The 24,339-nt window shown below is 69.2% G+C and carries 27 protein-coding genes; 11 read left to right on the forward strand and 16 right to left on the reverse strand.

Translation table 11 applies throughout. From position 1 onward, the window contains the following. Both AAG801_RS24120 and AAG801_RS24125 read left to right on the forward strand, forming a co-directional pair. On the forward strand, window positions 1-246 hold a 246-nt coding region (locus AAG801_RS24120), incomplete at its 5' end, for a thermonuclease family protein (RefSeq protein ID WP_341890640.1). A 60-nt stretch (window positions 247-306) separates the two neighbouring features. Then, window positions 307-2,232 (forward strand): PhoX family phosphatase, encoded by a 1,926-nt coding sequence (locus AAG801_RS24125; protein ID WP_341890641.1) that lies wholly within the window; start codon window positions 307-309, stop codon window positions 2,230-2,232. Window positions 2,233-2,248: 16 nt separating this feature from the next. Here AAG801_RS24125 and AAG801_RS24130 read toward each other — a convergent pair whose 3' ends face one another. Continuing rightward, the gene (locus tag AAG801_RS24130; RefSeq protein ID WP_341890642.1) at window positions 2,249-2,497 is read right to left on the reverse strand and encodes a hypothetical protein; all 249 of its coding nucleotides are present in this window, start codon (window positions 2,495-2,497) and stop codon (window positions 2,249-2,251) included. Between the two features lie 16 nt (window positions 2,498-2,513). Further along, window positions 2,514-3,860 carry an NAD(P)/FAD-dependent oxidoreductase gene (locus tag AAG801_RS24135; protein ID WP_341890643.1) on the reverse strand — a complete coding sequence of 449 codons (1,347 nt, stop codon included), beginning with the start codon at window positions 3,858-3,860 and terminating at the stop codon, window positions 2,514-2,516. 137 nt (window positions 3,861-3,997) lie between these two features. On the opposite strand from AAG801_RS24135, the gene egtB reads away from it, so the two are divergent. Both egtB and egtD read left to right on the forward strand, forming a co-directional pair. Further along, complete coding sequence (egtB, locus tag AAG801_RS24140) at window positions 3,998-5,263, forward strand: ergothioneine biosynthesis protein EgtB (RefSeq protein WP_341890644.1); 1,266 nt, start codon at window positions 3,998-4,000, stop codon at window positions 5,261-5,263. A gap of 129 nt (window positions 5,264-5,392) precedes the next feature. After that, on the forward strand, window positions 5,393-6,289 hold the full coding sequence (gene egtD / locus AAG801_RS24145; protein ID WP_341890662.1) for an L-histidine N(alpha)-methyltransferase: 897 nt from the start codon (window positions 5,393-5,395) through the stop codon (window positions 6,287-6,289). A gap of 4 nt (window positions 6,290-6,293) precedes the next feature. On the opposite strand, the gene AAG801_RS24150 is transcribed toward egtD, so the two are convergent. From AAG801_RS24150 to AAG801_RS24195, 10 genes are read right to left on the reverse strand one after another with little or no spacing between them, the layout of a single operon-like run. After that, the gene (locus tag AAG801_RS24150) at window positions 6,294-7,757 is read right to left on the reverse strand and encodes an NAD-dependent succinate-semialdehyde dehydrogenase (RefSeq protein ID WP_341890645.1); all 1,464 of its coding nucleotides are present in this window, start codon (window positions 7,755-7,757) and stop codon (window positions 6,294-6,296) included. Window positions 7,758-7,769: 12 nt separating this feature from the next. After that, the gene (gene gabT, locus AAG801_RS24155; protein ID WP_341890646.1) at window positions 7,770-9,041 is read right to left on the reverse strand and encodes a 4-aminobutyrate--2-oxoglutarate transaminase; all 1,272 of its coding nucleotides are present in this window, start codon (window positions 9,039-9,041) and stop codon (window positions 7,770-7,772) included. Between the two features lie 35 nt (window positions 9,042-9,076). Then, window positions 9,077-10,123, reverse strand: a complete 1,047-nt coding sequence (locus tag AAG801_RS24160; protein WP_341890647.1) for an ABC transporter permease — start codon at window positions 10,121-10,123, stop codon at window positions 9,077-9,079. Beyond that, the gene (locus AAG801_RS24165; protein WP_341890648.1) at window positions 10,120-11,628 is read right to left on the reverse strand and encodes a sugar ABC transporter ATP-binding protein; all 1,509 of its coding nucleotides are present in this window, start codon (window positions 11,626-11,628) and stop codon (window positions 10,120-10,122) included. The genes AAG801_RS24160 and AAG801_RS24165 overlap by 4 nt, the downstream gene beginning before the upstream one ends. 7 nt (window positions 11,629-11,635) lie before the next feature. After that, window positions 11,636-12,718, reverse strand: a complete 1,083-nt coding sequence (gene torT, locus AAG801_RS24170) for a TMAO reductase system periplasmic protein TorT (protein ID WP_341890649.1) — start codon at window positions 12,716-12,718, stop codon at window positions 11,636-11,638. A gap of 50 nt (window positions 12,719-12,768) precedes the next feature. Continuing rightward, the gene (locus AAG801_RS24175; protein WP_341890650.1) at window positions 12,769-13,746 is read right to left on the reverse strand and encodes a biotin-dependent carboxyltransferase family protein; all 978 of its coding nucleotides are present in this window, start codon (window positions 13,744-13,746) and stop codon (window positions 12,769-12,771) included. Next, window positions 13,736-14,635, reverse strand: coding sequence for an allophanate hydrolase subunit 1 (locus AAG801_RS24180; RefSeq protein WP_341890651.1), 900 nt, complete (start codon window positions 14,633-14,635; stop codon window positions 13,736-13,738). The genes AAG801_RS24175 and AAG801_RS24180 overlap by 11 nt, the downstream gene beginning before the upstream one ends. Next, a complete protein-coding gene (locus tag AAG801_RS24185; RefSeq protein ID WP_341890652.1) occupies window positions 14,632-16,026 on the reverse strand; it encodes an acetyl-CoA carboxylase biotin carboxylase subunit in 1,395 nt (464 codons plus the stop codon). The genes AAG801_RS24180 and AAG801_RS24185 overlap by 4 nt, the downstream gene beginning before the upstream one ends. An 11-nt stretch (window positions 16,027-16,037) precedes the next feature. After that, on the reverse strand, window positions 16,038-16,286 hold the full coding sequence (locus tag AAG801_RS24190; RefSeq protein ID WP_341890653.1) for an acetyl-CoA carboxylase: 249 nt from the start codon (window positions 16,284-16,286) through the stop codon (window positions 16,038-16,040). Window positions 16,287-16,328: 42 nt separating this feature from the next. Beyond that, window positions 16,329-17,120, reverse strand: coding sequence for a 5-oxoprolinase subunit PxpA (locus tag AAG801_RS24195; protein WP_341890654.1), 792 nt, complete (start codon window positions 17,118-17,120; stop codon window positions 16,329-16,331). Between the two features lie 236 nt (window positions 17,121-17,356). Between AAG801_RS24195 and AAG801_RS24200 the strand changes: the two genes are divergently transcribed. The 4 genes from AAG801_RS24200 to AAG801_RS24215 all read left to right on the forward strand — a co-directional run bounded on the left by AAG801_RS24200 (window position 17,357) and on the right by AAG801_RS24215 (window position 20,025). Continuing rightward, the gene (locus AAG801_RS24200) at window positions 17,357-18,283 is read left to right on the forward strand and encodes a LysR family transcriptional regulator (protein ID WP_341890655.1); all 927 of its coding nucleotides are present in this window, start codon (window positions 17,357-17,359) and stop codon (window positions 18,281-18,283) included. 140 nt (window positions 18,284-18,423) lie between these two features. After that, window positions 18,424-18,708, forward strand: a complete 285-nt coding sequence (locus tag AAG801_RS24205; RefSeq protein WP_099791357.1) for a DUF427 domain-containing protein — start codon at window positions 18,424-18,426, stop codon at window positions 18,706-18,708. Beyond that, window positions 18,705-19,454 carry a 2OG-Fe dioxygenase family protein gene (locus AAG801_RS24210; RefSeq protein ID WP_341890656.1) on the forward strand — a complete coding sequence of 250 codons (750 nt, stop codon included), beginning with the start codon at window positions 18,705-18,707 and terminating at the stop codon, window positions 19,452-19,454. The genes AAG801_RS24205 and AAG801_RS24210 overlap by 4 nt, the downstream gene beginning before the upstream one ends. Before the next feature lie 130 nt (window positions 19,455-19,584). Continuing rightward, the gene (locus AAG801_RS24215) at window positions 19,585-20,025 is read left to right on the forward strand and encodes a universal stress protein (RefSeq protein ID WP_101489523.1); all 441 of its coding nucleotides are present in this window, start codon (window positions 19,585-19,587) and stop codon (window positions 20,023-20,025) included. On the opposite strand, the gene AAG801_RS24220 is transcribed toward AAG801_RS24215, so the two are convergent. Then, entirely contained in the window at window positions 20,012-20,692 is a 681-nt protein-coding gene (locus AAG801_RS24220; protein WP_341890657.1) for an RluA family pseudouridine synthase, read from the reverse strand. The two genes, AAG801_RS24215 and AAG801_RS24220, sit on opposite strands and share 14 nt — an antisense overlap. 62 nt (window positions 20,693-20,754) lie before the next feature. Here AAG801_RS24220 and AAG801_RS24225 point away from each other — a divergent pair, with 62 nt between their 5' ends. Then, window positions 20,755-22,014: an MFS transporter gene (locus AAG801_RS24225; RefSeq protein WP_341890658.1), complete on the forward strand. Its 1,260-nt coding sequence runs from the start codon at window positions 20,755-20,757 to the stop codon at window positions 22,012-22,014. Window positions 22,015-22,021: 7 nt separating this feature from the next. Here AAG801_RS24225 and AAG801_RS24230 read toward each other — a convergent pair whose 3' ends face one another. The 3 genes from AAG801_RS24230 to AAG801_RS24240 are packed head-to-tail and all read right to left on the reverse strand — an operon-like array spanning window position 22,022 to window position 22,739. Further along, on the reverse strand, window positions 22,022-22,306 hold the full coding sequence (locus tag AAG801_RS24230) for a 2Fe-2S iron-sulfur cluster-binding protein (RefSeq protein ID WP_101489526.1): 285 nt from the start codon (window positions 22,304-22,306) through the stop codon (window positions 22,022-22,024). Continuing rightward, on the reverse strand, window positions 22,303-22,596 hold the full coding sequence (locus tag AAG801_RS24235) for a VF530 family protein (protein WP_341890659.1): 294 nt from the start codon (window positions 22,594-22,596) through the stop codon (window positions 22,303-22,305). Before AAG801_RS24235 ends, AAG801_RS24230 begins: the two co-directional genes overlap by 4 nt. After that, entirely contained in the window at window positions 22,593-22,739 is a 147-nt protein-coding gene (locus tag AAG801_RS24240; RefSeq protein ID WP_180288555.1) for a hypothetical protein, read from the reverse strand. The genes AAG801_RS24235 and AAG801_RS24240 overlap by 4 nt, the downstream gene beginning before the upstream one ends. An 87-nt stretch (window positions 22,740-22,826) precedes the next feature. Between AAG801_RS24240 and AAG801_RS24245 the strand changes: the two genes are divergently transcribed. Continuing rightward, on the forward strand, window positions 22,827-23,345 hold the full coding sequence (locus AAG801_RS24245) for a GNAT family N-acetyltransferase (protein WP_341890660.1): 519 nt from the start codon (window positions 22,827-22,829) through the stop codon (window positions 23,343-23,345). A gap of 90 nt (window positions 23,346-23,435) precedes the next feature. Then, the coding region (locus AAG801_RS24250) for a DUF808 domain-containing protein (protein WP_341890661.1) at window positions 23,436-24,339 on the forward strand (904 nt) is incomplete at its 3' end.

The following is a 24,339-nucleotide window of genomic DNA, read 5'->3' on the forward strand; positions in this document are numbered from 1 at the left end:
CGCCGCATGGTGGCCGAGGGCTGGGCCTGGGTGTACGACTACCACGGCATCGTGAAGAAGCGCGGCGGCGACCTGTTCCGGCTCGAGGCCACGGCGCGCGCGCAGCACCTGGGCCTGTGGGCCGACACGACGCCCACGCCGCCGTGGGACTGGCGGCGCGAACGGCGGGAGCAGCCGCGCAACCACCACAACAACAACGGTGGTTCGCAGCCCTGGGGCGACGTGCGCTTCGAACCCCTGTCATGACGGCTTCATGGGCGCGCGGGAGCATCGCAGGCTCCCACGATTCCCACGGACCTTCAGGACATGGCCAAAGACTTCGCGCGCATGGAGGACTCGAACCTCTCCGGCAATCCCACGATCCACGACGTGTCCGACCCGAAGCGGCGGGTCTTCGTGCGCGGCGGCCTGGCGGCGGCCGTGGCGGGCCTGTTCGGGCCACTGGCTGGCTGTGCCAGCACGGGTACCAGTGGCAGTAACAGCGCGGTGAGCGGCCTGGGCCGCGCCATCGGTTTCAAGAGCGTGCCCATGGCGGCGGTCGACCAGGTCGTCGTGCCCGAGGGCTACCGCACGCAGGTGATCTATCGCTGGGGCGACCCCACCGGCATCGCGGGCCGCATGCCCGCCTTCAAGACCGACGCTTCCGACACCGCCGACGACCAGGCGCTGCAGGCCGGCATGCACCACGACGGCATGGCCTTCTTCCCGCTCGATGGATCGAACCGCGGTCTGCTCGTGCTGAACCACGAGTACGTGGACGACGGCCTGCTGCATACCGACGGCATGAAGACCTGGACCGCCGCGAAGGTGCGCAAGTCGATGCACGCGCACGGCGTGTCGGTGATCGAGCTGCAGCGCGACGGCGCGGCCTGGTCGCAGGTGCTGCCTTCGCGTTTCGCGCGCCGCATCACCGCGCTCACGCCGATAACGCTCACCGGCCCCGCGGCCGGCCACCCGATGCTGCGCACCGCGGGCGACCCCAGCGGCACGCAGGTGCTCGGTACCTACAACAACTGTTCCAACGGCCAGACGCCGTGGGGTACCTACCTGACCTGCGAGGAAAACTTCGCCGACTACTTCGAGGGCACGGCTACGCCCGACGCGCACCAGAAGCGCTGGGGCCTCAAGAAGGGCAACGGCGCCAAGTACCGCTGGCACGAGCACGAAGAACGCTTCGACGTGGCCAAGCACCCGAACGAATCGAACCGCTACGGCTGGGTGGTCGAGATCGATCCGCAAGACCCGACCTCCACGCCGCGCAAGCGCACCGCACTGGGCCGCGCCGCGCACGAAGGCGCCGCGGTGGCGCTCACCGACGACGGCCGCGCTGTGGTCTACATGGGCGAAGACTCGCGCTTCGAGTACATCTACAAGTTCGTGAGTCGCGACAAAGTGCGCCCCGGCGGCGCCGCCGCCAACCGCGACCTGCTCGACCACGGCACGCTCTACGTGGGCCGCTTCGACGTCGACGGCACGGGCGAGTGGTTGCCGCTGGTGCAGGGCAAGGGCGGGCTCGTGGCCGACAAGGGCTTCGCCACGCAGGGCGACGTGCTCATCAAGTCGCGCCAGGCCAGCGACCTCCTCGGCGCGACAAAGATGGATCGCCCCGAGTGGACCACCGTCGATCCGCTGACGAAGGAGGTCTACTGCACGCTCACCAACAACAGCAACCGCGGCGCACCCGGCCAGCCCTTCATGGACGCGGCCAACCCGCGCTCCAACAACACGATGGGCCAGATCATCCGCTGGAAGGAAAGCGGCGACCTCGACGCGACGAAGTTCGCGTGGAACCACCTGGTGCTCGCGGGCGACCCGAAGCAGACGCGCTACGAGGCGCAGGGCAACGTCAAGGGCGACGCCTTCGGCAGCCCCGACGGCCTGATGGTCGATGCGCGCGGCGTGCTGTGGATACAGACCGACGTGTCGACCTCCACGCTCGGCAAGGGCGACTACACGAACCTGCCCAACAACCAGATGCTGGCCTGCGACCCGACGAAGGGCGAGATCCGCCGCTTTTTGCTCGGTCCGGCCGGTTGCGAGATCACCGGCCTCGCGGCCACGCCCGACCTGCGCACGCTGTTCATCAACATCCAGCACCCGGGCGAGCCGGCCAACGAGCGCAGCGACCCCGACCGCCCGCTGGCCGTGTCGAAGTGGCCCGACGGCGCAGGCCGGCCGCGCTCGGCGACCGTGGTCATCACGAAGATCGACGGTGGGGTGATCGGCAGCTGAACACAGGTCGGGCGGGTCAGCAGCCGCCGCCGACCCAGCAGCGCAGCGAGGGCACGAACAGGCCCACGACGAAGCCGATGGCGCACAAGACCAGCAGGATCAGCGCCGCCATCTTCAGCCCCTCGGCGCTCCAGCGCGGCGCGAAGCTGCTGAGGAAGCCCGAGGCGAGCGTGCCTTCGATCCGTTCGGCGCCGCCCCAGCGCAGCACCCAGACGTACAGGAGCGCCTTGGCGGCGTGCGTCACGATCCACAAGGTCAGCGACATCGCCCGTCTCTTCCGCTCAGGACTCGCTCTTGCCCTGCACGTCGGCCACCACGCGCGCGTTGCGCTGGAAGCTCCAGTAGGCGCTGGCCCAGTCCCACATCACGACGACGCGGTTGCGAAAGCCGATCAGGAAATAGGCGTGCGCGAACAGCCAGAACAGCCACGCGAAGCGGCCGCTGAAGCGCAGCGGGCCGAAGGGCGTGCCCAGGTCGACCACCGCCGAGTTGCGGCCGATGGTGGCCAGGTTGCCGTAGTCGGCGTAGCGGAACGGCACGGTGGGCTGGCCCGCCAGGCGGCGCAGGATGTTCGCTGCCGCCGCGCGGCCCGCCTGCTTGGCGCCGGGCGACACGCCGGGCACCGGCTTGGGCGGCTTGCCGGGCGCGTGGCTCATGGTGGCGGCCAGGTCGCCCACCACGCTGATCTCGGGATGGCCCGCCAGGCTCAGGTCGGGCTCGACCTTGACGCGGCCCGCACGGTCGCACTCGACGCCCGTGGCGTTGCCGAGCAGCCGGCCCAGCGGCGAGGCTGCAACGCCGGCCGCCCACACCACGCAGCTGCTGGGAATGCGGTAGCTCTGCAGCGGCGCGCCGTCGGGGCCGCCGCCGGTCTGCACTTCGAGGCCGGTGTTGTCGATGGCGGTGACGCGCGCGTTCAGCCGCACCTCCACGCCGAGCCGTTCCAGTTGTTCGAGCGCCTTCTGGCTCAGGCTTTCGGGCATGGCCTGCAGCACGCGCGGGCCGCCCTCGACCAGCAGCACCTGCGCGCTGCCGGGGTCGATGCGGCGGAACTCGCCCGCGAGCGTGTGCTTGGCGATCTCGGCCAGCGTGCCGGCCATCTCGACGCCGGTCGGGCCGGCGCCGATCACCACGAAGGTGAGCAGGGCGCGGCGGCGCTCGGGGTCGGCGGTGGTCTCGGCCGTCTCGAAGGACATCAGCACGCGGCGGCGGATTTCGAACGCGTCGGCCAGCGTCTTCAGGCCCGGCGCGGCAGGCGCCCACTCGTCGTGCCCGAAATAGCTGTGCGTGGCGCCAGCCGCAACGATCAGGTGGTCGTAGGCCACGTGGCTGCCGTCGGCCAGCTGGATGCTGTGCGCGGCCGGGTCGATGCCCGTCACTTCGGCCAGCAGCGTGGTCACGTTGGCCTGCTTGCGGAACAGGGCGCGCACCGGCGCCGCGATCGACGGCGCCGCGAGCCCGGCGGTCGCCACCTGGTAGAGCAGGGGCTGGAACAGGTGGTGGTTGGTCTTGTCGATCACCGTCACATCGACGTCGGCCCGCTGCAGCTTGCGCGCGGCTTCGAGTCCGCCGAAACCGCAGCCGATGATGACAACGTGGGGCCTGGCCGAAGGAGAGGGGGTTTGCATCGTCCGAATCATACGCAGCGGCTCGGGACCGTCGCCCGCAGGACGGGCTCCCGAGGCGGCGCGGCGGCGGCGTCTTGTCCTACGAGCGGCTGTCATGGGTATGGGCTAAAACTTCCGGTTATCTGACTGGAGACACCATGACGTTTTCCCGGCCGATCGCCCCCGTGGCGAACGCCTTGCGCGAGCGATTCCGCACGGTGCGTGCCGCCAGCCTGGCGCTTGCCGCGCCCCTGTCCGCCGAGGACCAGTGCATCCAGTCGATGCCCGACGCCAGCCCGACCAAGTGGCATCTGGCGCACACGACGTGGTTCTTCGAGACCGTGCTGCTGCAGCCGCATGCGGCGGGCTATCGGCCGTTCGATGCGCGCTTTCACTACCTCTTCAACTCCTACTACGAGGCGCTCGGGCCGCGCCACCCGCGCCCCCAGCGCGGGCTGCTCACGCGGCCCTCGCTCGACGAGGTGCATGCCTACCGCCGCCACGTCGACGAAGCGGTGCTCGCGCTGCTCGCGGCGCCGCAGGCGCTCGACTGGGCGGCCATCGAGCCCATCGTCGCGCTCGGCCTGAACCACGAGCAGCAGCACCAGGAGCTGCTGCTCACCGACATCCTGCATGCGCTGTCGTGCAACCCGCTGCTGCCGGCCTGCAAGCCCGCGAGCGGCCCCGCGCTGCGGCTGGCCGCTGTGCCGGCCGAGGTGCGCTGGCTGGCGCAGCCGGGCGGCACGGTCGAGGTCGGTCATGCGGGCGACGGCTTCTGCTTCGACAACGAGACGCCGCGCCACGCCGCCTTGCTGCGCCCGTATGCCATCGCCGACCGGCTCGTGAACTGCGGCGACTACGCGCAGTTCATCGCCGACGGCGGCTACCGGCGGCCCGAGCTGTGGCTGTCCGACGGCTGGGCCACGGTGCAGGCCCAGGGCTGGCGCCATCCGGCCTACTGGCTCGAAGCCGACGACCCGCGCATCGCCACCCTCGGCGCAGGCGGCGGCCATGCCGCGCCTGCCGGCTGGCAGGTGTTCGGCCTGCACGGCGTGCGGCCGATGGAGGCCGATGCACCCGTGGCGCAACTGAGCTTCTACGAGGCCGCTGCGTACGCCGAATGGGCCGGCGCGCGGCTGCCGACCGAGTTCGAATGGGAGGCCGCCTTCGACGCGCCCGGCATCTCGCAGATGAGCGGCCACGTCTGGCAATGGACGCGTTCGTCGTACGACCCGTTCCCGGGCTTTCGTCCGCTGCCCGGCATCGCGGCCGAATACAACGGCAAGTTCATGGTGGGGCAGCTGGTGCTGCGCGGCGGCAGCGTGGCCACGCCGGCCGGGCACACGCGGCCGAGCTATCGCAATTTCTTTCCGCCGGCGGCACGCTGGCAGTTCTCGGGGCTGCGGCTCGCGAAAGACCTTTGACCGACCTCGATGGAGCCGAGCACCATGCGCAATCCCACGACCTCTTCGTTCGCCCTCGCCAGCCATCTGCAGCGCGAGGAAGAAGCCCCCACGCCCGACACCGCCCCGTGGTCCGAGTTCGGCCGCGCCATGCAGGCGGGCCTCGCGCGCACGCCGCGCCACATCTCGCCCAAGTTCTTCTATGACGTGGCCGGCTCGCAGCTGTTCGACCGCATCTGCGAACTGCCCGAGTACTACCCCACGCGCACCGAGCTGGGCATCCTCGGCGCCTGCGCCGGCGAGATCGCCGCGCAGGTCGGGCCGAACGCCGAGATCGTCGAGTTCGGCGCCGGCTCGCTCACCAAGGTGCGGCTGCTGCTCGATGCGCTCGAGTCACCGAAGCGCTACCTGCCGATCGACATTTCGGGCGAGCACCTCGAGGCTGCAGCGGCGCGCCTGAAGGCCGACTATCCGGCGCTGGCCGTGCAACCGATCGCGGCCGACTACACGATGCCCCTCGTGCTGCCCGCGCCGATGGCGGAGGCGGGCCGTCGCGTGGGCTTCTTCCCGGGCTCGACCATCGGCAACTTCGAGCCCGACGAGGCGCTCGCGTTCTTGCAGCTCGCGGCGCGCATGCTGCGCGGCGGCGGCCTGCTGATCGGTGTCGACCTGGTGAAAGATCCCGACCGGCTGCACGCGGCCTACAACGATGCGCAGGGCGTGACCGCGGCGTTCAACCTCAACCTGCTGCGGCGCGCGAACGCGGAGCTGTCGGCCGACTTCGACCTCGACGGGTTCTCGCACGCGGCCTTCTACAACGCGCCGATGCGCCGCATCGAGATGCACCTCGTGAGCCGGCGCGCGCAGAGCGTGCAGATGCGCGGCGAGCAGTTCTCCTTCGAGGAAGGCGAGACCATCCACACCGAGTACTCGCACAAGTTCACCGTCGAGGGCCTGCAGGGGCTCGCGGTGCGCGCGGGCTTCCGCGTCGGGGCGGTGTGGACCGACCCCGAGCGGCTGTTCAGCGTGCACTGGCTGGTGAGTTGACTCGCTAGCTGTCCAGCCCCGCAAGGCACACGTACTTGATCTCGAGGAAGTCGTCGAGCCCGTACTTCGAGCCCTCGCGCCCCAGCCCCGATTGCTTGACGCCGCCGAACGGCGCCTCGGCGGTCGACACCAACCCGGTGTTCACGCCCACGATGCCCGATTCGAGCGCCTCGGCCACGCGCATGATGCGGCCGATGTCGCGGCTGTAGAAGTACGCGGCCAGGCCGAACTCGGTGTCGTTGGCCGCGGCGATGGCTTCGGCTTCGGTGTCGAACGCGAAGATCGGCGCCAGCGGGCCGAAGGTTTCTTCGCGTGCGAACAGCATGTCGGGCGTGGCGCCGCCGATCACGGTCGGCTCGTAGAACAGGCCGCCCAGCGCATGGCGCTTGCCGCCCGCGAGCACGGTGCCACCCTTGGCGACGGCATCGGCCACGTGCTCTTCGATCTTCTCGACCGCCTTGGCGTCGATGAGCGGGCCCTGGTTCACGCCGGGCTCGGTGCCGTTGCCGACCTTCAGCGCGTTGACCTTGGCCACCAGCTTCTGCGTGAAGGCCTCGAGCACGCCGCGCTGCACGTACAAGCGGTTCGCGCACACGCAGGTCTGGCCGGTGTTGCGGTACTTGGACACCATCGCGCCTTCGACGGCGGCATCGACATCGGCATCGTCGAACACGATGAAGGGCGCGTTGCCGCCGAGTTCGAGCGACAGCTTCTTGATGGTGTCGGCCGACTGCTTCATGAGCGTGCGACCCACCTCGGTCGAGCCGGTGAAGGTGAGCTTGCGCACGATGGGGCTGCGCGTCATCTCGCCGCCGATCTGGCTGGCCGAGCCGGTGAGCACCGACAGCAGCCCCTTGGGCACGCCCGCGCGCTCGGCGAGCACGGCAAAGGCCAGCGCCGAGAACGGCGTCTGCGTGGCCGGCTTCACCACCATCGCGCAACCGGCCGCGAGCGCGGGCCCGGCCTTGCGCGTGAGCATGGCGGTGGGAAAGTTCCAGGGCGTGATGGCGGCGGTGACGCCCACGGGCTGCTTGAGCGCGAGGATGCGGCGGTCGGCCTGCGGCGCGGGAATGGTGTCGCCGTACACGCGGCGCGCTTCTTCGGCGAACCACTCGATGAACGAGGCGGCGTAGGCAATTTCGCCGCGGCTCTCGGTCAGCGGCTTGCCCTGCTCGGTGGTCATGATCAGCGCGAGGTCGTCCACGTTCGCGAGCATCAGGTCGTTGAGCTTGCGCAGGATGGCCGAGCGTTCCTTGGCAGGCACCTTGGCCCAGGCCTTCTGGGTCTTTTCGGCGGCGGCAATGGCGCGCACGGTTTCCTCGGTGCCGCACATGGGCACGGTGCCGATCTGCTCGCCGGTGGCAGGGTTGGTGACGGCGACGGTGGTGCCGTCGTCGGCATTCACCCAGGCGCCGGCGATGCAGGCCTGCTCGCGCAGCAGGGTCGGGTCTTGGAGCTTCAATGGCATGGCGGGTGTGTCTCAGGCTTGCAGCACGGCGGCGAGGATGTCGAGGCCTTCGCCGAGCACCGCGTCTTCGATGGTCAGGGGGAACAGGAAGCGGACCACATTGGCGTGCACGCCGCAAGTCAGCAGCAGCAAACCCGCGTCGCGCGCTCGGGTTTGCACCTGCTTCGTGAACGCGGCATCGGGCGTGCCATCGGCCCCCGCGAACTCGACCGCCACCATCGCGCCCAGGCCGCGCACGTCCGAAATCTGCGGCACCTTCGCACGCAACCCTTCGAGGCGCGCCTTGAGCCGGTCGCCCAGTAGTTGCGCGCGCTCGCACAGCCGTTCGGCCTCGATCACGTCGAGCACCGCATGCGCCGCTGCAATGGCCAGTGCGTTGGCGGCGTAAGTGCCGCCGAGCCCGCCGGGCGCGGGCGCGTCCATGATCTCGGCGCGCCCGCACACGGCCGACAGCGGCGTGCCGCCCGCCAGGCTCTTGGCCATGGTCATGAGGTCGGGCACCACGTCGTAGTGGTCCATGGCAAACCACTTGCCGGTGCGCGCGAAGCCGGTCTGGATCTCGTCGGCGATGAGCAGGATGCCGTGGCGGTCGCAGATCTCGCGCAGCGCGCGCATGAACTCGGGCGGCGCGGCATAGAAGCCGCCTTCGCCCTGCACCGGCTCCAGGATGATGGCGGCCACCTGCTCGGGCTCGATGTCGGCCTTGAACAGCTGCTCGATGGCGCGCAGCGAATCGTCCACCGACACGCCGTGCAGCGCGATCGGCGCGGGCACGTGGAAGATGCTGCCGGGGAAGGGGCCGAAGCCGGTCTTGTACGGCACCACCTTGCCCGTGAGTGCCATGCCCATGAAGGTGCGGCCATGGAAGCCGCCGCCCAGTGCGATCACGCCGGGCCGGCGCGTGGCGGCGCGCGCGATCTTGATGGCGTTCTCGACCGCTTCGGCGCCGGTCGTGAAGAAGGCGGTCTTCTTCGCGTGCGTGCCGGGCGTGAGGCGGTTCAGGCGCTCGGCCAGCGACACCACGCTTTCGTATGGCACCACCTGGTAGGCCGTGTGGGTGAAGCAATCGAGCTGCGCGCGAATGGCCTCGACCACGCGCGGATGGCGGTGGCCGGTGTTGAGCACCGCGATGCCCGAGCCGAAGTCGATGTAGCGCCGGCCTTCGACGTCCCACAGCTCGGCATTGAGCGCGCGTTCTGCGTAGATCGGAAAGCCGATGCCGACGCCGCGCGGCGTGGCGGCGATGCGGCGCGCGTCGATGGCGGCGTTGGTCTTGCTGGTCATGAGGTTCCTTCGTTGCTTGTGTTGGGGTGTGAAGCTCAGTGGCTGCCCGGTGCCACCATGCGATGGCGGATCTGGTCGGCAACCACGGCCACGATCAGCAGCGCACCCAGCACCACCATCTGCAGGTACGAGCCCACGCTGGCCAGGTTCATGCCGTTCTGCACGAGGCCGATGAAGATCGCGCCCATCACCACGTTGGGCACGCGGCCGATGCCGCCGCGCAGGCTCACGCCCGCGATCACGCAGGCGGCAATCGATTCGAGCGCCACGGTGCCGCCGAGGTTGGCCTCACCGGTTTCCACGCGCGCCGTGAGCAGCAGGCCGCTCACCGCGGCGAGGCCCGCGCACAGCAGGTAAGCCATGAGCAGCACGCGGCGCGTGTCGATGCCCGACAGCGCCGCGGCCTTGGCGTTGCCGCCCACCGCGAGCAGGTGCGTGCCGGTCGGCAGGCGGCCCATGAGCACGCCCATGCCGACCACGCACACGGCCGTGACGAGGATCGGCACCGGCACGCCGAGCACGGTGCCGAAGCCGAACAGCTCGCTGAATTCCGCCGGCATGCCCGACACCGGCACGCCGCCCGTGAGGAACAGCGCAAAGCCGAAGCCGATCGACTGCACGCCCAGCGTCACGATGAAGGGCGACACGCCGATCACCGCCACGCCGAAGCCGTTGATGAGGCCCACCACCAGCCCGGCGAGCATTCCGCAGGCGCAGCCGACGAGCACCACCATCCAGGCTGCGTCGGGAAAGGCCACGCCCAGCGCCTGCATGGCGAGCGCGGAGACCACCGAGGTGATCGCCATCACGGTGCCCACCGAGAGGTCGAAGCCGCCGGTGACCAGCGCCAGCATCTGGCCCATCGACACGAGGATCAGGTAGACCGACTGGCGCAGCAGGTTCACGAGGTTCTGCGCCGTGAGGAACTGGTCGGACAGCGTGGCGAACACCACGCAGGCGATCACCAGCATGAAGGGCAGCACGCCCAGGCGCAGGAAGAGGCTGCGCAGCAGGCCGAGGGCACGCCCGGCCAGGCTGGGCGTGGGGGGCGTCGGGGCGACGATGAGGGAAGGCGAAGTCATGAGGATGGGTTCTCGCTGGGGCCGAAAAACAGGTTGAGCACGGCGGTTTCCTGGATGGCGTCGCCGCGCAGCTCGCCGGCGATCTCGCCGCGGCACATCACGTACACGCGGTGGCTCAGGTGCAGCACTTCGGGCAGGTCGGACGAGATCACGACCACCGCGGCGCCGCCTTCGCAGAGCTTGCGGATCACCTCGTACAGCGCGCTGCGGGTGCCGACGTCCACGCCGACCGTGGGCTCGTCGAACACGTAGAGCGCGGCGTCGCGCGTCATGCCCTTGCCGAAGAGCACCTTCTGCTGGTTGCCGCCCGAGAGCAGGCCCACGGGCCGTTCGAGGTTGCGCGGCGCGAGTTCGACGCGCTCGGCGGCCGTCGTCGAAAGCCGCCGCCCGAGGCGCTTGCGCAGCCAGCCGCCGCGACCGCGCAGCGGCCCGTGCACCAGCGGCAAGGTGATGTTGGCGCGCGACGTGAAACCGAGCACCAGCCCTTCGCCCTTGCGGTCGGGCGGCAGGTAGAAGAGGCCTTCGTCGAGCAGCTGGCGCACGGTCGCGCCGGTGCGCGGCTGGCCCTTGAACAGCACGCGGCCTTCGCTCACGGGGTCGAGCCCATAGATCGCACGGAACAGTTCCGACTTGCCGCAACCCACGAGGCCCGCGAGCCCGACCACTTCGCCGCGCCGCACCGTGAGGCTGGCGTGGCGCACGCCGTTGGGCGAGGCCAGCCTCTCGACCTGCAGCACCACTTCGCCGGGGTTGGCGATGATGCGCGGGTAGATGTTTTCGATGGCCCGTCCGCTCATCAGCTCGATGAGCCGGTCGGCGCTCGTGGCGTTCGCTTCCACGGTCGTGACCTTGCGACCGTCGCGCAGCACCGTGATGCGGTCGGCGATCTGCGCGATCTCCTGCATGCGGTGCGAGATGTAGACGATGCCCACGCCGCGCGCCTTCAGCCGCGCGACGAGTTCGAACAGGCGCTGCGTCTCGGTGTCGGTGAGCGAGGCCGTGGGTTCGTCGAGGATCAGCACCGACACCTCGCCGCGCAGGCCCTTGGCGATTTCCACCATCTGCTGCTGTGCGCGCGTGAGGCCCGCCACAGGCGCGTCGACGTCGATCTCGAAGCCCAGGTCGGCCAGCATCGTGCGGGCGCGCTCGCGCAGCGCCGCGCGGTCGAGCAGGCCGCCCTTGCACGGCTCTTCGCCCAGGCTCAGGTTCTGCGCCACCGACAGCGTGGGGATCAGCGAGAACTCCTGGAACACCGCGCTGATGCCGTGGCGCCGCGCGTCGTGCACGTTCGAGAACTTCACCGGCGCGCCGTGCATGCGGATCTCGCCCGCCGTCGGCACGTTGGCACCGGCCAGCAGCGAGATCAGCGTCGACTTGCCGGCGCCGTTCTCGCCGAACAGCACATGCACCTCGCCGGCGCGCAGCTCGAAGTCCATCGCATCGAGCGCGAGCACGCCGGGGTAGCGTTTGCCCAGGCCGAGGGTCTGCAGCAGCACAGGTGCCATGGCCGGCTTACTTGACCTCGAACACCGGCTTGAAGCCGGTCGGCGGCAGGATGTCGGCCTGCTTCACGCTCTTGATGTTGCTGCTGTCGACCACGAAGATCTTCGGGCCGACGTGCTTCACCACGTCCTTGTTCTCCAGCAGGCGCACGGCCTGGTCGACCGCGATGCGGCCCTGGATCACCATCGAGTCGGCCGGCGAGGCCACGATGCGGCCCTTCTGGATGCCTTCGTAGACGCCCGGCGTCATGTAGAACGAGAGCACCTGCACCTTCTTGTCGAGATTGCGCGCGCGCAGGATGCCGGTGGCGGCTTCGGCGGTCACGGCGGTGCCCGCAACGTAGGCGAGGTCGGGGTTGCCCTGCAGCACGTCTTCGACCAGCTTGGCCTGTGCCTCCTTGCCGGTGTCGCCGTACTTCGGGTCGAGCACCGTCACGGCGCTGCCCTTGATCGCTTCCATGAAGCCCTTGTGCGCGGCCTCGACCCAGCCCGCGCCGGCCGGGCCGGGGAACCAGCCGACCTTCACCGGCGGCGAACCCGCGGGGTGCTTCTTGGCGAGGTACTCGCCGGTCGACTGGCCCATCGTGTAGAACGACACCAGCGACTTGGCCGACAGGTCGGGCGAGCTGATGCCGTTCACCAGGTCGATCACCGGCACCTTCCTGGCGGCCGTGGCCTTGATGACGTTGTTCAGCCCGTCGCCCGAGATCGCACCGATGATCACCGCGTTGGCGCCGCGCGCCACGCAGTCTTCGATCTGCGAGACCTGCTTGCCCAGATTGGTGTAGCCGCCCGCGTCGACCACCTGCAGCTTCACGCCCAGGCGGCGCGCCTCTTCGATCACGCCGTAGTCCACGCCGAGCCAGTAGGCGTCCTTCATGTGCGGGAACGACACGCAGATGTCCCACTTCTTCGCGGCCTTGGCCAGCGGCGTGTAGTCGATGGGCTTTTTTGTGCCCTCGGCCGAGAACGCGGGCTCGGTGGCCTCGGCCTTGTAGGGAAACCAGTCGGCGGCCGAGGCCGGGGCGTGCCACGCCAGGGCGGTGGCGAGCGAAGCGGCGATCAATGAAACGCGCAGGGGCGAGCTGTTCATGAAGAACTCCTTGGGTGACAGCGGTGAAGAAAAGGGGGAGGGGGACCGCGTCAGGCCGCGAGCGCGACCCGCAGGCGGTCGAGCCGTCGTCGGCGTTCGGCGCGGGCCTCGAGCGCCTGCGCCATGTCGACCTCGACGAAGCGCGCCTTGTGGTTGGGCTGCATCTGGGCGATGAGGTCCATGTCGGCGCTGATGACCGTGCCCACCATCGCGTAGCCGCCACCCGACACCGCGTCGCGGTGCAGGATGATCGGCTCGCGTCCGCCCGGCACCTGGATGGAGCCGTACGGGTAGCCCGCATCGACGATGTTCGACGGGTCGTCGCCCGCGCCGAAGGGCGGCGTGCGGTCCTGGAACTTCAGCGGCGTGCCGTGCTTGTAGCGGTAGCCGATGCGGTCGGCCTCGGAGCCGACGGTCCAGGTGTCGGCGAAGAAGCTGTGCACCGACACCTCCTGCAGGCGGTGGAAGTAGATGCCCGGGAACACGCGCAGGGCCACTTCCTTTTCGAGCACCGGCAGCAGCGCGGCATCGACCGTGCGGCCTGCGCGGGCACTGGCAGCGGGCGTGCCCACGGGCAGCGTGTCGCCGGCCAGCAGCTTGCGGCCGTTGAAGCCGCCGAATGCGCCCAGGCCGTAAGTCGAGCGGCTGCCCAGCACCACGGGCACGTCGATGCCGCCGGCCACGGCGATGCACATGCGCGCGCCGAGCTTCATGAAATCGAAGGCGAGCTTGTCACCGGCCTGCACCGCGAACGATGTGTTGCGCGGCACCTCGTTGCCGTTGAGCTTGACCTTCGCGTCGGCGCCAGTCACGGCCACCAGCGTGGACGCGTCGAACTGCAGCTCGGGACCGAGCAGCGTGCTTTCGATGACGGCCGCGCCTTCGTCGTTGCCGACCAGCAGGTTCGCGAGCACCAGGCTTTGCTGGTCGAGCGCGCCCGACAGCGGAATGCCCAGGTGGTAGTAGCCGGGGCGGCCCGCGTCCTGCACGCTGGTCGCGAGGCCGGGCTTGAGGACTTCAATCGCCATGGAGCACCTTCAGGAGCTGTTGGTTGTAGCCGTCGGGGTCGGCCAAAAATTCGTTGAGCGAGAACGACACCGGCGCGATGCGCAGCGCGTAGGTGCCGGCCTCGACCTGCGCGATCTGGCGGTCGTACTCGGCGCGGTCGATGGGCTTCCACTTGACGATGTCGCCGGGCTGGAAGAACACCATCAGCTCCTTCAGGTACGACAGCCGCTGCGCCGGGTCGAAGATCGGCGCGGGCGTGACGCCGAACATCTGGTAGCCGCCCGCGCCGCGCACCGAGTAGATGCAGCTGAAGCAGCCGCCGTGGCCCAGCGTGAGCTTGGGCGTGTCGGTGCGCGGGCTCAGGTACTTGGGCACCTGGATCTGGCGCTGGCGCTCGACCATCTGGAACAGGAAAGGCAGGCCGGCGACGAAGCCGACCATCGACACGAACCACGGCGCCGACGAGTGCGCCTCGATGAAGGCCTCGACCGAGGCGTGGCCGTTGATGCGTGCGGCGTATTCGATGTCGGTGCTCGACGGGTCCTGGTGGCGCTCGCGAAAACGCATCAGCGTCTCGTGCGTCCACGGGTCGTTGTAGAGCACCGGAATCTCGACGATGCGCGTCTGCATCTGCAGGTCGGCATCGCCCAGGCTCGCTTCGATTTCTTTCAGCGTAGCGAGCAGCGCGTCGGGCGCGATGGTGTCGGGGTCGAAGCGCACGAGGTACGCGGCGTTGGCCGGGCAGATTTCTGTCACGCCGGGCAGGGCGCGGCGGCGCAGTTCGTTGCAGATCGCCATGCCCTTGAAGAAGGCGGGCAGCGACATCTCTTCGCTGATCTCGACGAACAGGTGCTCGTCGCCGCCGAAGCTGTAGCGGGCCTGGGCGGGGAGGGTGCTTGCAGCGGTCATGCGGCCACCTTCAACAAAGCAGGAGCATCGGGCAATGGATTCGCCGCGAGCCAGGTTTCGAGAAAACCGGTGTGGAACGCGGCCTTCGCCACGTCGGCGTCCTCGCACAGTGCACGGTGCAGCGGGATCGTCGTGTGGATGCCTTCCACCTGCAGCTCGTCGAGCGCGCGCCGCATGCGGGCCAGGGCACTGGCGCGGTCGGTGTCGTGCACGATGAGCTTGCCGAGCAGCGAGTCGTAGTACGCGGGCACGGTGTAGCCGGGGAACAGGAAGGTGTCGAAGCGTACGCCGGGGCCGCCGGGCACCACGAGCTGCGACACGAGGCCGGGGCTCGGCATGAAGTTCTTCGCCGCGTTCTCGGCGTTGATGCGCACCTCGATGGCCGCACCGGTCAGGCGGATGTCTTCCTGCTGCAGGCGCAGCGGCTGGCCGAGCGCGATGCGCAGCATTTCCTTCACGAGGTCGACGCCGGTGATCATCTCGGTGATGGGGTGCTCGACCTGGATGCGCGTGTTCATCTCGATGAAGAAGAACTCGCGCGTGTCGTCGTCGTACAGGTATTCGAGCGTGCCCGCGCCGCGGTAGGCCACGGCGCTGGCAAGCCGCAAGGCCGATTCGCACAGCGCGGCGCGCGTGGCTTCGCCGATGGCGGCCGAGGGCGCTTCTTCCCAGACCTTCTGGCGCCGCCGCTGCAGCGAGCATTCGCGCTCGAAGCAGTGCACCACGCGCTGGCCGTCGCCCAGAATCTGCACTTCGATGTGGCGCGCCTGGCGGATGAAGCGTTCGAGGTACACCTCGCCGTTGCCGAACGCGGCCTGCGCTTCGGCGGTGGCGGTGGCGAACTGCTGGCGCAGCTCGGCCTCGTCGTGCGCCACGCGGATGCCGCGCCCACCGCCGCCGGCCGAGGCCTTGATCATGATCGGGTAACCGATGTCCTTCGCCACTTCAACGGCGGTGTCCGGGTCGGTCACCACGCCCGCGCTGCCGGGCACGGTGGGCACGCCGGCGCGCATGGCGGCCGCGCGTGCCGCGGCCTTGTCGCCCATGGTGCGGATCGCATGCGGCGTCGGGCCCACGAACACCAGGCCTGCGGCCTCGATGCGCTCGGCGAACTCGGCGTTCTCTGAAAGAAAACCGTAGCCCGGGTGCACCGCGCCGGCGCCGCTGTCGGCGGCGGCCTGCAGGATCGCATCGATGCTCAGGTAGCTCTTGGTGGCGTGCGCCGGGCCGATGCGCACGGCCGCGTCGGCCATTTGTACGGCGAGGCTCTGCGCGTCGGCGTCGCTGTAGATCGCGACGGTCTTCAGCCCCAGCTCTTTGGCGGCGCGAATGATGCGCACCGCGATCTCGCCCCGGTTGGCGACCAGCAGTGTGTCGAATGCGGCGGTCATGGGCAGGTGTCTCACGCCGTTTCGATGACGGCCAGCAGCTGGCCCGGATCGACCGGCTCGCCGTTCTCGACGGCGAAGCTGGCCAGGCGTCCTGCCGCGTCGGCCGTGACTTCGCTGAACTGCTTCATCACCTCGACGAGGCCGAGCACGTCGCCCACGGCCACGGTGTCGCCTTCGGCCTTGAACGGCGACGCGTCGGGCGCCGAGCGGCGGTAGAAGGTGCCCGGCAGCGGGCTCAGGACTTCATGGGTAGCGGGCATCGATGCACTCCTGGAAAACGAAAGCGGGAAGAGGGAAACAACTCAAGCCTGCGCCGGCGCTGTGGCGGCGGCAAGGCCTGCAACTTCGATGCCGTGGTCGGCAAGGGCACGCCGCGTGGCCTGCACGAGCGCGAGCGCGCCGGGCGTGTCGCTGTGGATGCAGACCGAGTCGAAGCCGATCGCAACGTCTTCTCCTTCGACCGTGCGCACCACACCCTCGGTGCACGCGCGCAGCACCTTGGCGGCCACGGCCTCGGGGTCGAGCGCGCCGACGCGGCGCGTGAAGACGATGGAGCCACTCAGGTCGTAGTCGCGGTCGGCATAGAACTCGCGCACCACCGGCTGGCCGAGCTCGCGTGCCACTTGATAGGTGACGGACGATTCCATGCAGAACAGGCGCAGCGTCGGCTCGATCTGCTGCAGGGCAGTGACGAGGGCGCGCGACAGCGCTTCGTCGCGTGCCGCATGCATGTAGAGCGCGCCGTGCGGCTTGATGTGCTGCAGCGTCATGCCGGCCAGGCGCGCGAACTCGCGCAGCGCACCGAGCTGGTAGACCATGTCGTTCACCAGCTCGTCGGCCGGTGCGTGGATGTGGCGGCGCCCGAAGCCCACGAGGTCGCGAAAGCCCGGGTGCGCGCCGATGCCCACGCCGTGCGTGCGGGCCAGCAGCACCATCTTGCGCATGATGTTCGGGTCGCCGGCATGGAAGCCGGTCGCGATGTTGGCCGAGCTGATCAGCGGCATGAGCTGCTCGTCGACGCCATCGCCGATGGTCCAGGGGCCGAAGCCTTCGCCCATGTCGGAATTCAGATCGATCCGCGTTGTCTTTGTCACGTCGTCCCGCCTTTGTGTGTGGTGCGCATCGCCGAGGGGGCGGTGCAGGTTGGCGCGAAGGTTAGCCAGCGGTCGAAAGGCCGAAAAGCATTGTTTTCAGGCGGGTCGATATCTGAAAAACAGATGCTGCAAGCCGCCGGAATGGGCGCTACGCTGGAGGGAAGCGATCGCGCGGTATCGGGTTTTCGCCCGAGGCAGGCAGCGCGTATCCGTAAATACCCTAGGAAGACGGCGCCATGTCCCTGACCCTTCGCCAGCTCAAGTACTTCTCTGCGGTGGCCGAGGTGGGGCGCATCTCGCATGCGGCGCTGCAGCTGAACATCTCGCAGTCGGCCGTGACCACCGCGATCCGCGAGCTCGAAGAGATGATGGGGCAGCAGCTCTTCGAGCGGCACCCGCACGGCGTGGAACTCACCAAGGCCGGGCGGCGTTTCCTGAGCCACGCCTACGCGGTGCTGTCGGCGGCCGACGAAGCGGTGCGCATGCCGCACGAGGGCGAGAACGTCGAGGGCTCGCTCACCATTGCAGCCAGCTACACGGTGCTGGGCTACTTCCTGCCGCACCACCTGCAGCGCTTCGAGCAGCTGCATCCGCAGGTGACGGTGAAGGTGCACGAGGTGGCGCGCGAGGCCATCGAAGAGGGCCTGATCACGCAGCGCTACGACATCGGCGTGGTGCTCACGTCGAACGTGGTGCTGCGCGAGCTGTCGCTCGAAACTTTCTTCGGCTCGCAGCGCCGGCTGTGGGTGCCGGCCAAGCATCCGCTGCTCGACAAGGCCGAGGTGACGCTGGCCGACGTGGCGGCCGAGCCCTACATCATGCTCACGGTCGACGAGGCCGCCGCCACCGCGCTCAAGTACTGGAGCAAGACGCCGCACCAGCCGCAGATACGGCTGCGCACGAGTTCGGTAGAGGCGGTGCGCAGCACGGTGGCCAACGGGCTGGGCGTGACGGTGTTGTCGGACATGGTCTACCGCCCGTGGTCACTGGAAGGCAAGCGCATCGAGACCATCAACCTGCGCGACGCGGTGCCGACCATGAACATCGGGCTGGGGTGGAAACAGGGCGTCGAGTTTTCGCCGGCGATGACGGCGTTCCGCAATTATTTTCGGCAGCTGTTTCTCGAGCCGGCCCCGGGGCGCACGGGGCGCGGTCGGGGCTGACACGGCCAGGGAAACCCTGCCCGCATCGGGCCGGGATGACCCGGCGCAAGGAAAGCACCTCGCGCCAGCGTCACAATAGTCACTGTCCCGAGCGCGCAACGCGGCATCGGCACCTTGCACCTCCCCCGGAGATCGATCCCATGAAAGCAACCTGGAACGGCGTCACCATCGCCGAAAGCGACGACACCGTGCTCGTCGAAGGCAACCACTACTTCCCGATGAGTTCGCTCAATCGCGATGCGGTCACCTTCAGCAACCACAAGACCACCTGCCCGTGGAAGGGCTCGGCGAACTATTACTCGCTGCTGGTCAACGGCGAACTGCACGCCGACGCCGCCTGGTACTACCCCGACCCGAAGCCCGAAGCCGAGGAAATTCGTGACCGCGTCGCGTTCTGGAAGGACGTGAAGGTCAGCGCCCAGTGAGCACCGCCGCCTTCGCTCCCCCGTTCACGCCGCCGGCCGAACTGGCCGGTGCGCTGCGCGAGCACGGCTATGCGGTGCTGAGCCCGCAGGGCGTGTGCGAGTGGCTCGGCGTGCCGCTGGCGCAGCTCGAAGCGCTGCATGCCGACTGGAACGACCTGCCGCCCGACGAGTACCTGAAGGACGGCGGCCGCTACCGCACGCGGCGCCACGCCTGCTTCACGGTCGATGCCGATGCCGCGCTGGCACCGGTACCGCACCGCGCGCACTGGCAGCCGGTCGAATACAACGCGCTGCACGGCGGCATGCAGCGCTGGTTTGCACCGATGCTCGACGCCACAGTGGCGCAGCCCGTGTGGCAGCGGCTGATGCAGCAGCTCGGCCAGGTCAGCAGCGACATGCGCGGCGCACCGCAGCGCTGGTTCGTGGAAGCGCACCAGTTCCGCATCGACACCGCCGGCGGCATCGGCCGTCCGACGCCCGAAGGCGCGCACCGCGACGGTGTCGACCTGGTGGCCGTGGCGCTCATCGGGCGCCAGGGCATCAAGGGCGGCGAGACGCGCGTGTTCGAAGCCAACGGCCGGCGCGGCGAGCGCTTCACCATGACCGCGCCGTGGACGCTGCTGGTGCTCGACGATGCGCGTGTGATCCACGAATCGACGCCGATCCAGCCGCTGGAAGAGGGCGGCGATGGGTGGCGCGACACGCTCGTCGTCACCTGCCGGTCCGAGGGTTTCCAGGGGGATTGAGACGCCTGCGGGCTTCGCTGGTCGGAGTCCTACAGGGCGGGTTCTGCAGAGCGGTTAAATTCGGGGCCCGACCCGGTGCGAACCGGGTCCGTCAGTCTGTCTGTCTGCGAACGCTAAGCGAGGTCCCGCCATGTTCAATCACATCCTGGTCCCCATCGACGGCTCCGAAACTTCCATGCTCGCGGTCAGCAAGGCCAGCGGTCTTGCCCTGGCTTTCGGCAGTCGCATCACGTTGATTCACGTGATCGACAACTACCCCTTCATCGGCGTGGGCGCGGACTACGCGCTCGGCCAGAACGAATACCTCGCGGCGGCCACCGCCAGCGCCAATGCGGCGCTCGCACGCGGCGTGGCGGCCCTGGCGGCCGAAGGCCTGCACAGCGACCAGCGCGTGATCGACGGCCACGTGGTGCACGAAGGCATCGTGGACACCGCCATCGCCATCGCGGCCGACCTGATCGTGATGGGTTCGCACGGCCGCAGCGGCATCGAGAAACTATTGCTGGGCAGCGTGACGCAGCGCGTGCTGCAGGACGCCACCATGCCGGTGCTCGTCGTCAAGGGCCACTGAGCCACTCAGCCGCAAACCCCGCCGCACATTCGAAGTGCACCGGCTCCCGCGTCGCGGGATGCACAAACCCCAATTCCCTGGCATGCAGCAGCAGGCGCGGCGCGCGTGCCTGCAGCGCGGCATCCCCGTACAGCGCATCGCCCAGGATCGGGTGCCCGATCGACAGCAGGTGAACCCGCAGCTGGTGTGAACGGCCCGTGAGCGGCTCCAGCAGCACGTGCGTGGCCGCAGGGCCGCCGGGCGGCGACACGCTGCTCAGAGCGCGCCAGCGCGTGAGGCTGGGCTTGCCCGCCGGGTCGATCTTCTGCAGCGGCCGGCGCGGCCAGTCGGCCATCAGCGGAGCGTCGATGAGCGACCAGTCGCCCTGCTGCGGCATCACACCGTCGACCACGGCTTCGTAGCGCTTGTGCACTTCGCGCTCGGCAAAGGCCGCGCTCAGGGCGCGCTGCATCTCCAGGCCGCGCGCCATCACCACGAGGCCGCTGGTGCCCATGTCGAGCCGGTGCACGATGAGCGCATCGGGCCACTGGCGCTGGGCGCGTGCGCTCAGGCAGTCCTGCTTGTCGTCGCCGCGCCCGGGCACGCACAGCAGGCCGGCGGGCTTGTCGAGCACCAGCAGGTGGGCGTCTTCGTGAACGGGGAGCAGGTCGGGGGGCGAAGCGGTCATGGGGACAACGAGTGTAGAGAGGCTCGGAAAGGCAGAAGAAGCCTCGGCTATCCTCGACCGATATGCCCGGCTCCGCTCCTCCCTTGTCTCCTTCTTTCGCCGACCTGAGGCGCGAGCGCCCCTTCATGCAGCTGTGGGTGGCGCGTCTCTTCGGCACCGCCGCCTCGCAGATGATGCTCGTGGCCATCGGCTGGCACATGTACGAGCTGACCGGCAGCGCATGGGACCTGGGGCTGGTCGGCCTGTACCAGTTCGTGCCCGCGCTGCTGCTGGCGCTACTGGCCGGCCATGTGGTGGACCGGCACCACCGCGCCCGCATCGTGGCGGTGTGCTTCGCGGTGCAGGGTACGGTGGCACTGGCGCTGCTGTTCGCGGTGCTGCACAAGAACGACACGCGCGGGCTGCTGCTCGGCCTGTCGCTGGTGCTCGGCGCGGTGCGCGCCTTCCAGATGCCCGCGCAGCAGGCGCTCACGCCGTTGCTGGTGCCGCCGCTGCTGCTGTCGCGTGCGATGGCGTTCAGCTCGGCCGGCATGCAGGGCGCGATCATCGGCGGGCCCGCGCTCGGCGGTCTGCTGTTCGTGGCGGGCATGGCAGTGGTCTACGGCGCCAGCGTGCTGTGCTTCGTGATCGCCTGCGTGCTGGTGCTGCGGCTGCGCTATGACCACGCGCCGGCCGCGCGCGAGCCGGTCACTTTGGCCACGGTGTTCGCGGGCGTCAACTTCATCTGGCTGCGCAAGCCGGTGCTGGGCGCGGTGTCGCTCGACCTGTTCGCGGTGCTGCTGGGCGGCGCGGTGGCGCTGCTGCCGATCTATGCCAAGGACATCCTGCACACCGGCCCCTGGGGGCTGGGCCTGCTGCGCAGCGCACCGGCGGTGGGCGCGCTGGTGATGTCGATTGCGCTCACGCGCCGGCCGGTCGAGCGCAACGTGGGGCGCACGCTGCTGCTGGCCGTCGGGGCGTTCGGGCTGTGCATGGTGGTGTTCGGGCTGTCGAAGAGTTTTGTCGTCTCGCTCATTGCGCTCGCGGTATCGGGCGGGGCGGACATGGTCAACGTCGTGATCCGCCAGACGCTGGTGCAACTGGAAACGCCCGACGCCATGCGCGGGCGGGTGAGCGCGGTCAACTCGATCTTCATCGGCGCGAGCAACCAGCTCGGCGAGTTCGAATCGGGCGCCACGGCGGCGCTGCTGGGGCCGGTCGGCTCGGTGGTGCTCGGCGGCGTGGGAACGATGCTGGTGGCGCTGACGTGGTTCTGGCTGTTCCCGTCGCTGGCGCAGCGCGACCGGATGGTGGTGGCGGCGCCGGCTTCGGCGCGGCCTTAGCCTTCAATCAATCGAAGAGGGCGCGCGCCTGCGGCGTGTCGAGCGTGAGGTCGCTCAGCGCCTCGGCCACGCACGGAAGAATCCAGCCGTCGATCTTTTCGTCGAAGCTCAGGCCCGGCCATTCGATGAGGTGGCGGCTCTCGCCGGAGAGCCGCTGGCAGATGCAGGTGCGGCAGGTGCCGTTGCGGCACGAGCTCGGCAGTTCGATGCCGGCCGCCTCCGCCGCGTGCAGCAGCGTGACGCCCGCCTCGGCCTCGAACTCGAGGCCCGACGGTTCGAGGCGGACCTTCATTGGGTCGGAGGTTCTTGCTGCTGCTGGTGCTGCTGTTCGCGGCGTTGCTCGCGCAGCATGAAGAGATACAGGCTCTCGACCTTGTCGCGCGCCCACGGCGTCTTGCGCAAAAACTTGAGGCTGGAACCCACGCTGGGCTCGCTGATGAAGCAGCGGATCGGCACCAGGTGCCCCAGCTGCTCCCAGCCGTAGTAGTCGGCCAGCGCGGTCACGATGGCCTCCAGCGTGAGGCCATGCAACGGGTTGCGCGGCTGCGCCGGCTTGGGGGCGGGCGCGGGGGCGTCGGTCACTTGTTCTTGAGCTTGCCGCGCGGAATCACCGCCGTGGTGACGGTGCGCACGGGCTCGATGCCGCCGGTGGGGGCCTTCGGCGGCGAAGTGTCCTTTCTCGGTTTCTTGGCTTCCTTGTTGGTGCGTTGCTGACCCTTGGCCATATGCTTTCTCCAGTTGATACGTGCGGATGCAGCCGGCAGTTTAGCGGTGCGGCGACAATAGCCGGTTCCACACGTTTTTCCGCTTTCATGTCCGATTACGAAGTTCGCCCCGCCACGATGCGCGACGCCAAGGCCGTCGCTGAAGTCCATGCCCTGTCTGCCAAGGCTGCCTACGACGGCATCCTGTCCGAAGACGATCTGCGCGTGCTGGCCCCCGCCTCGCGCGAGGCCAAGTGGCGCGAGGCCATCGAATTCAGCGAACCCCAGGTCCATGTGGTGACGCACGACGGCGAGATCGTCGGTTTCGTCGGCTTCGACCGCTCGCGCGACCCCAAGACGCCGCCCACCACGGGCGAGATCTGGGCCATCTACGTCAAGCCCGAGCACTGGGGCAAGGGCGCCGGCGTGGCCCTCTGGGACGCCGCCCGCGAAGGCCTGGCCGAAGAAGGCTGCACCACGGTCACCATCTGGGTGCCGCTGCGCAACGACCGCGCCATGCGCTTCCACGAACTCGCCGGCTTCAAGCGCGAGATGAAGACCGCCAAGACCACGGCGCTCGGCACGGTCCGCGTCGAAGAGATCCGCCTCAAGCGCGTGGTCGACTGATCCACCCCCGGATGCCGCGTACGGTCTTCCCCGGCGCGGCCATCGGCTGCGGATAAGCTCGCCGCTTCTTCCACAGCCTGACTTTCGCCCATGGCCACCAGCCTGCTCCTGCTGCTCGACGACATCGCCACCGTGCTCGATGACGTCTCCGTCCTCACCAAAGTTGCTGCCAAGAAGACCGCCGGGGTGCTCGGCGACGACCTCGCGCTGAACGCGCAGCAGGTCTCCGGCGTGCGCACCGAGCGCGAGCTGCCGGTGGTGTGGGCCGTGTGCAAGGGCTCCCTCGTCAACAAGGCGATCCTGGTGCCGGCCGCGCTGGCCATCGGCACCTGGCTGCCCTGGCTGGTGACGCCGCTGCTCATGGTGGGCGGTGCGTTCCTGTGCTTCGAGGGTGCCGAGAAGCTGGCCCACAAGTTCCTGCACAAGAAGGAGCACGAGGCCGACACCGCGCGCCACCAGCAGGCCGTGGCCGACACCACGGTCGACGTGGTCGCGGTCGAGAAGGACAAGATCAAGGGCGCCGTGCGCACCGACTTCATCCTCTCGGCAGAAATCATCGCCATCACGCTGGGCACCGTGCAGGGCCAGCCGTTCACGACGCAGCTCAGCGTGCTGGTCGGCATCGCGCTGATCATGACGGTGGGCGTGTACGGCCTCGTGGCCGGCATCGTGAAGCTGGACGACGCGGGCCTGTACCTGAGCCAGCGCAGCAGCGCGGCGGCGCGCGGCCTGGGCCGCGGCATCCTGGCGGCGGCGCCGTGGCTCATGAAGGGCCTGTCGGTGGCCGGCACGGCCGCCATGTTCCTCGTGGGCGGCGGCATCCTGGTGCACGGCGTGCCGGCGTTCGGCCATGCGGTCGAAGACTGGGCCAAGGCCACGGGCGGCGTGTTCGGCACGCTGGGCTCAATGGGCGTCAACGCCGTCGTCGGCCTCGTGGCCGGTGCCGTCGTGCTGGCCGTGGTGGAGCTGGTCGGCAAGTTGCGCGGCAAGAAAG

It is taken from the genome of Variovorax sp. YR752 (genome assembly GCF_943372545.1).

Coding starts and splice junctions, on each gene's coding strand:
- egtB (WP_341890644.1), top strand. CDS start 3,998: ATGACGTTTTCCCGGCCGATCGCCCCCGTGGCGAACGCCTTGCGCGAG.
- AAG801_RS24185 (WP_341890652.1), bottom strand. CDS start 16,026: ATGACCGCCGCATTCGACACACTGCTGGTCGCCAACCGGGGCGAGATC.
- AAG801_RS24220 (WP_341890657.1), bottom strand. CDS start 20,692: ATGACCGCTTCGCCCCCCGACCTGCTCCCCGTTCACGAAGACGCCCAC.
- AAG801_RS24165 (WP_341890648.1), bottom strand. CDS start 11,628: ATGGCACCTGTGCTGCTGCAGACCCTCGGCCTGGGCAAACGCTACCCC.
- AAG801_RS24205 (WP_099791357.1), top strand. CDS start 18,424: ATGAAAGCAACCTGGAACGGCGTCACCATCGCCGAAAGCGACGACACC.
- AAG801_RS24175 (WP_341890650.1), bottom strand. CDS start 13,746: ATGGCGATTGAAGTCCTCAAGCCCGGCCTCGCGACCAGCGTGCAGGAC.
- AAG801_RS24230 (WP_101489526.1), bottom strand. CDS start 22,306: ATGAAGGTCCGCCTCGAACCGTCGGGCCTCGAGTTCGAGGCCGAGGCG.
- AAG801_RS24125 (WP_341890641.1), top strand. CDS start 307: ATGGCCAAAGACTTCGCGCGCATGGAGGACTCGAACCTCTCCGGCAAT.
- AAG801_RS24200 (WP_341890655.1), top strand. CDS start 17,357: ATGTCCCTGACCCTTCGCCAGCTCAAGTACTTCTCTGCGGTGGCCGAG.
- egtD (WP_341890662.1), top strand. CDS start 5,393: ATGCAGGCGGGCCTCGCGCGCACGCCGCGCCACATCTCGCCCAAGTTC.
- AAG801_RS24150 (WP_341890645.1), bottom strand. CDS start 7,757: ATGCCATTGAAGCTCCAAGACCCGACCCTGCTGCGCGAGCAGGCCTGC.
- AAG801_RS24180 (WP_341890651.1), bottom strand. CDS start 14,635: ATGACCGCTGCAAGCACCCTCCCCGCCCAGGCCCGCTACAGCTTCGGC.
- gabT (WP_341890646.1), bottom strand. CDS start 9,041: ATGACCAGCAAGACCAACGCCGCCATCGACGCGCGCCGCATCGCCGCC.
- AAG801_RS24225 (WP_341890658.1), top strand. CDS start 20,755: ATGCCCGGCTCCGCTCCTCCCTTGTCTCCTTCTTTCGCCGACCTGAGG.
- AAG801_RS24130 (WP_341890642.1), bottom strand. CDS start 2,497: ATGTCGCTGACCTTGTGGATCGTGACGCACGCCGCCAAGGCGCTCCTG.
- AAG801_RS24135 (WP_341890643.1), bottom strand. CDS start 3,860: ATGCAAACCCCCTCTCCTTCGGCCAGGCCCCACGTTGTCATCATCGGC.
- AAG801_RS24245 (WP_341890660.1), top strand. CDS start 22,827: ATGTCCGATTACGAAGTTCGCCCCGCCACGATGCGCGACGCCAAGGCC.
- AAG801_RS24190 (WP_341890653.1), bottom strand. CDS start 16,286: ATGCCCGCTACCCATGAAGTCCTGAGCCCGCTGCCGGGCACCTTCTAC.
- AAG801_RS24215 (WP_101489523.1), top strand. CDS start 19,585: ATGTTCAATCACATCCTGGTCCCCATCGACGGCTCCGAAACTTCCATG.
- AAG801_RS24160 (WP_341890647.1), bottom strand. CDS start 10,123: ATGACTTCGCCTTCCCTCATCGTCGCCCCGACGCCCCCCACGCCCAGC.
- torT (WP_341890649.1), bottom strand. CDS start 12,718: ATGAACAGCTCGCCCCTGCGCGTTTCATTGATCGCCGCTTCGCTCGCC.
- AAG801_RS24240 (WP_180288555.1), bottom strand. CDS start 22,739: ATGGCCAAGGGTCAGCAACGCACCAACAAGGAAGCCAAGAAACCGAGA.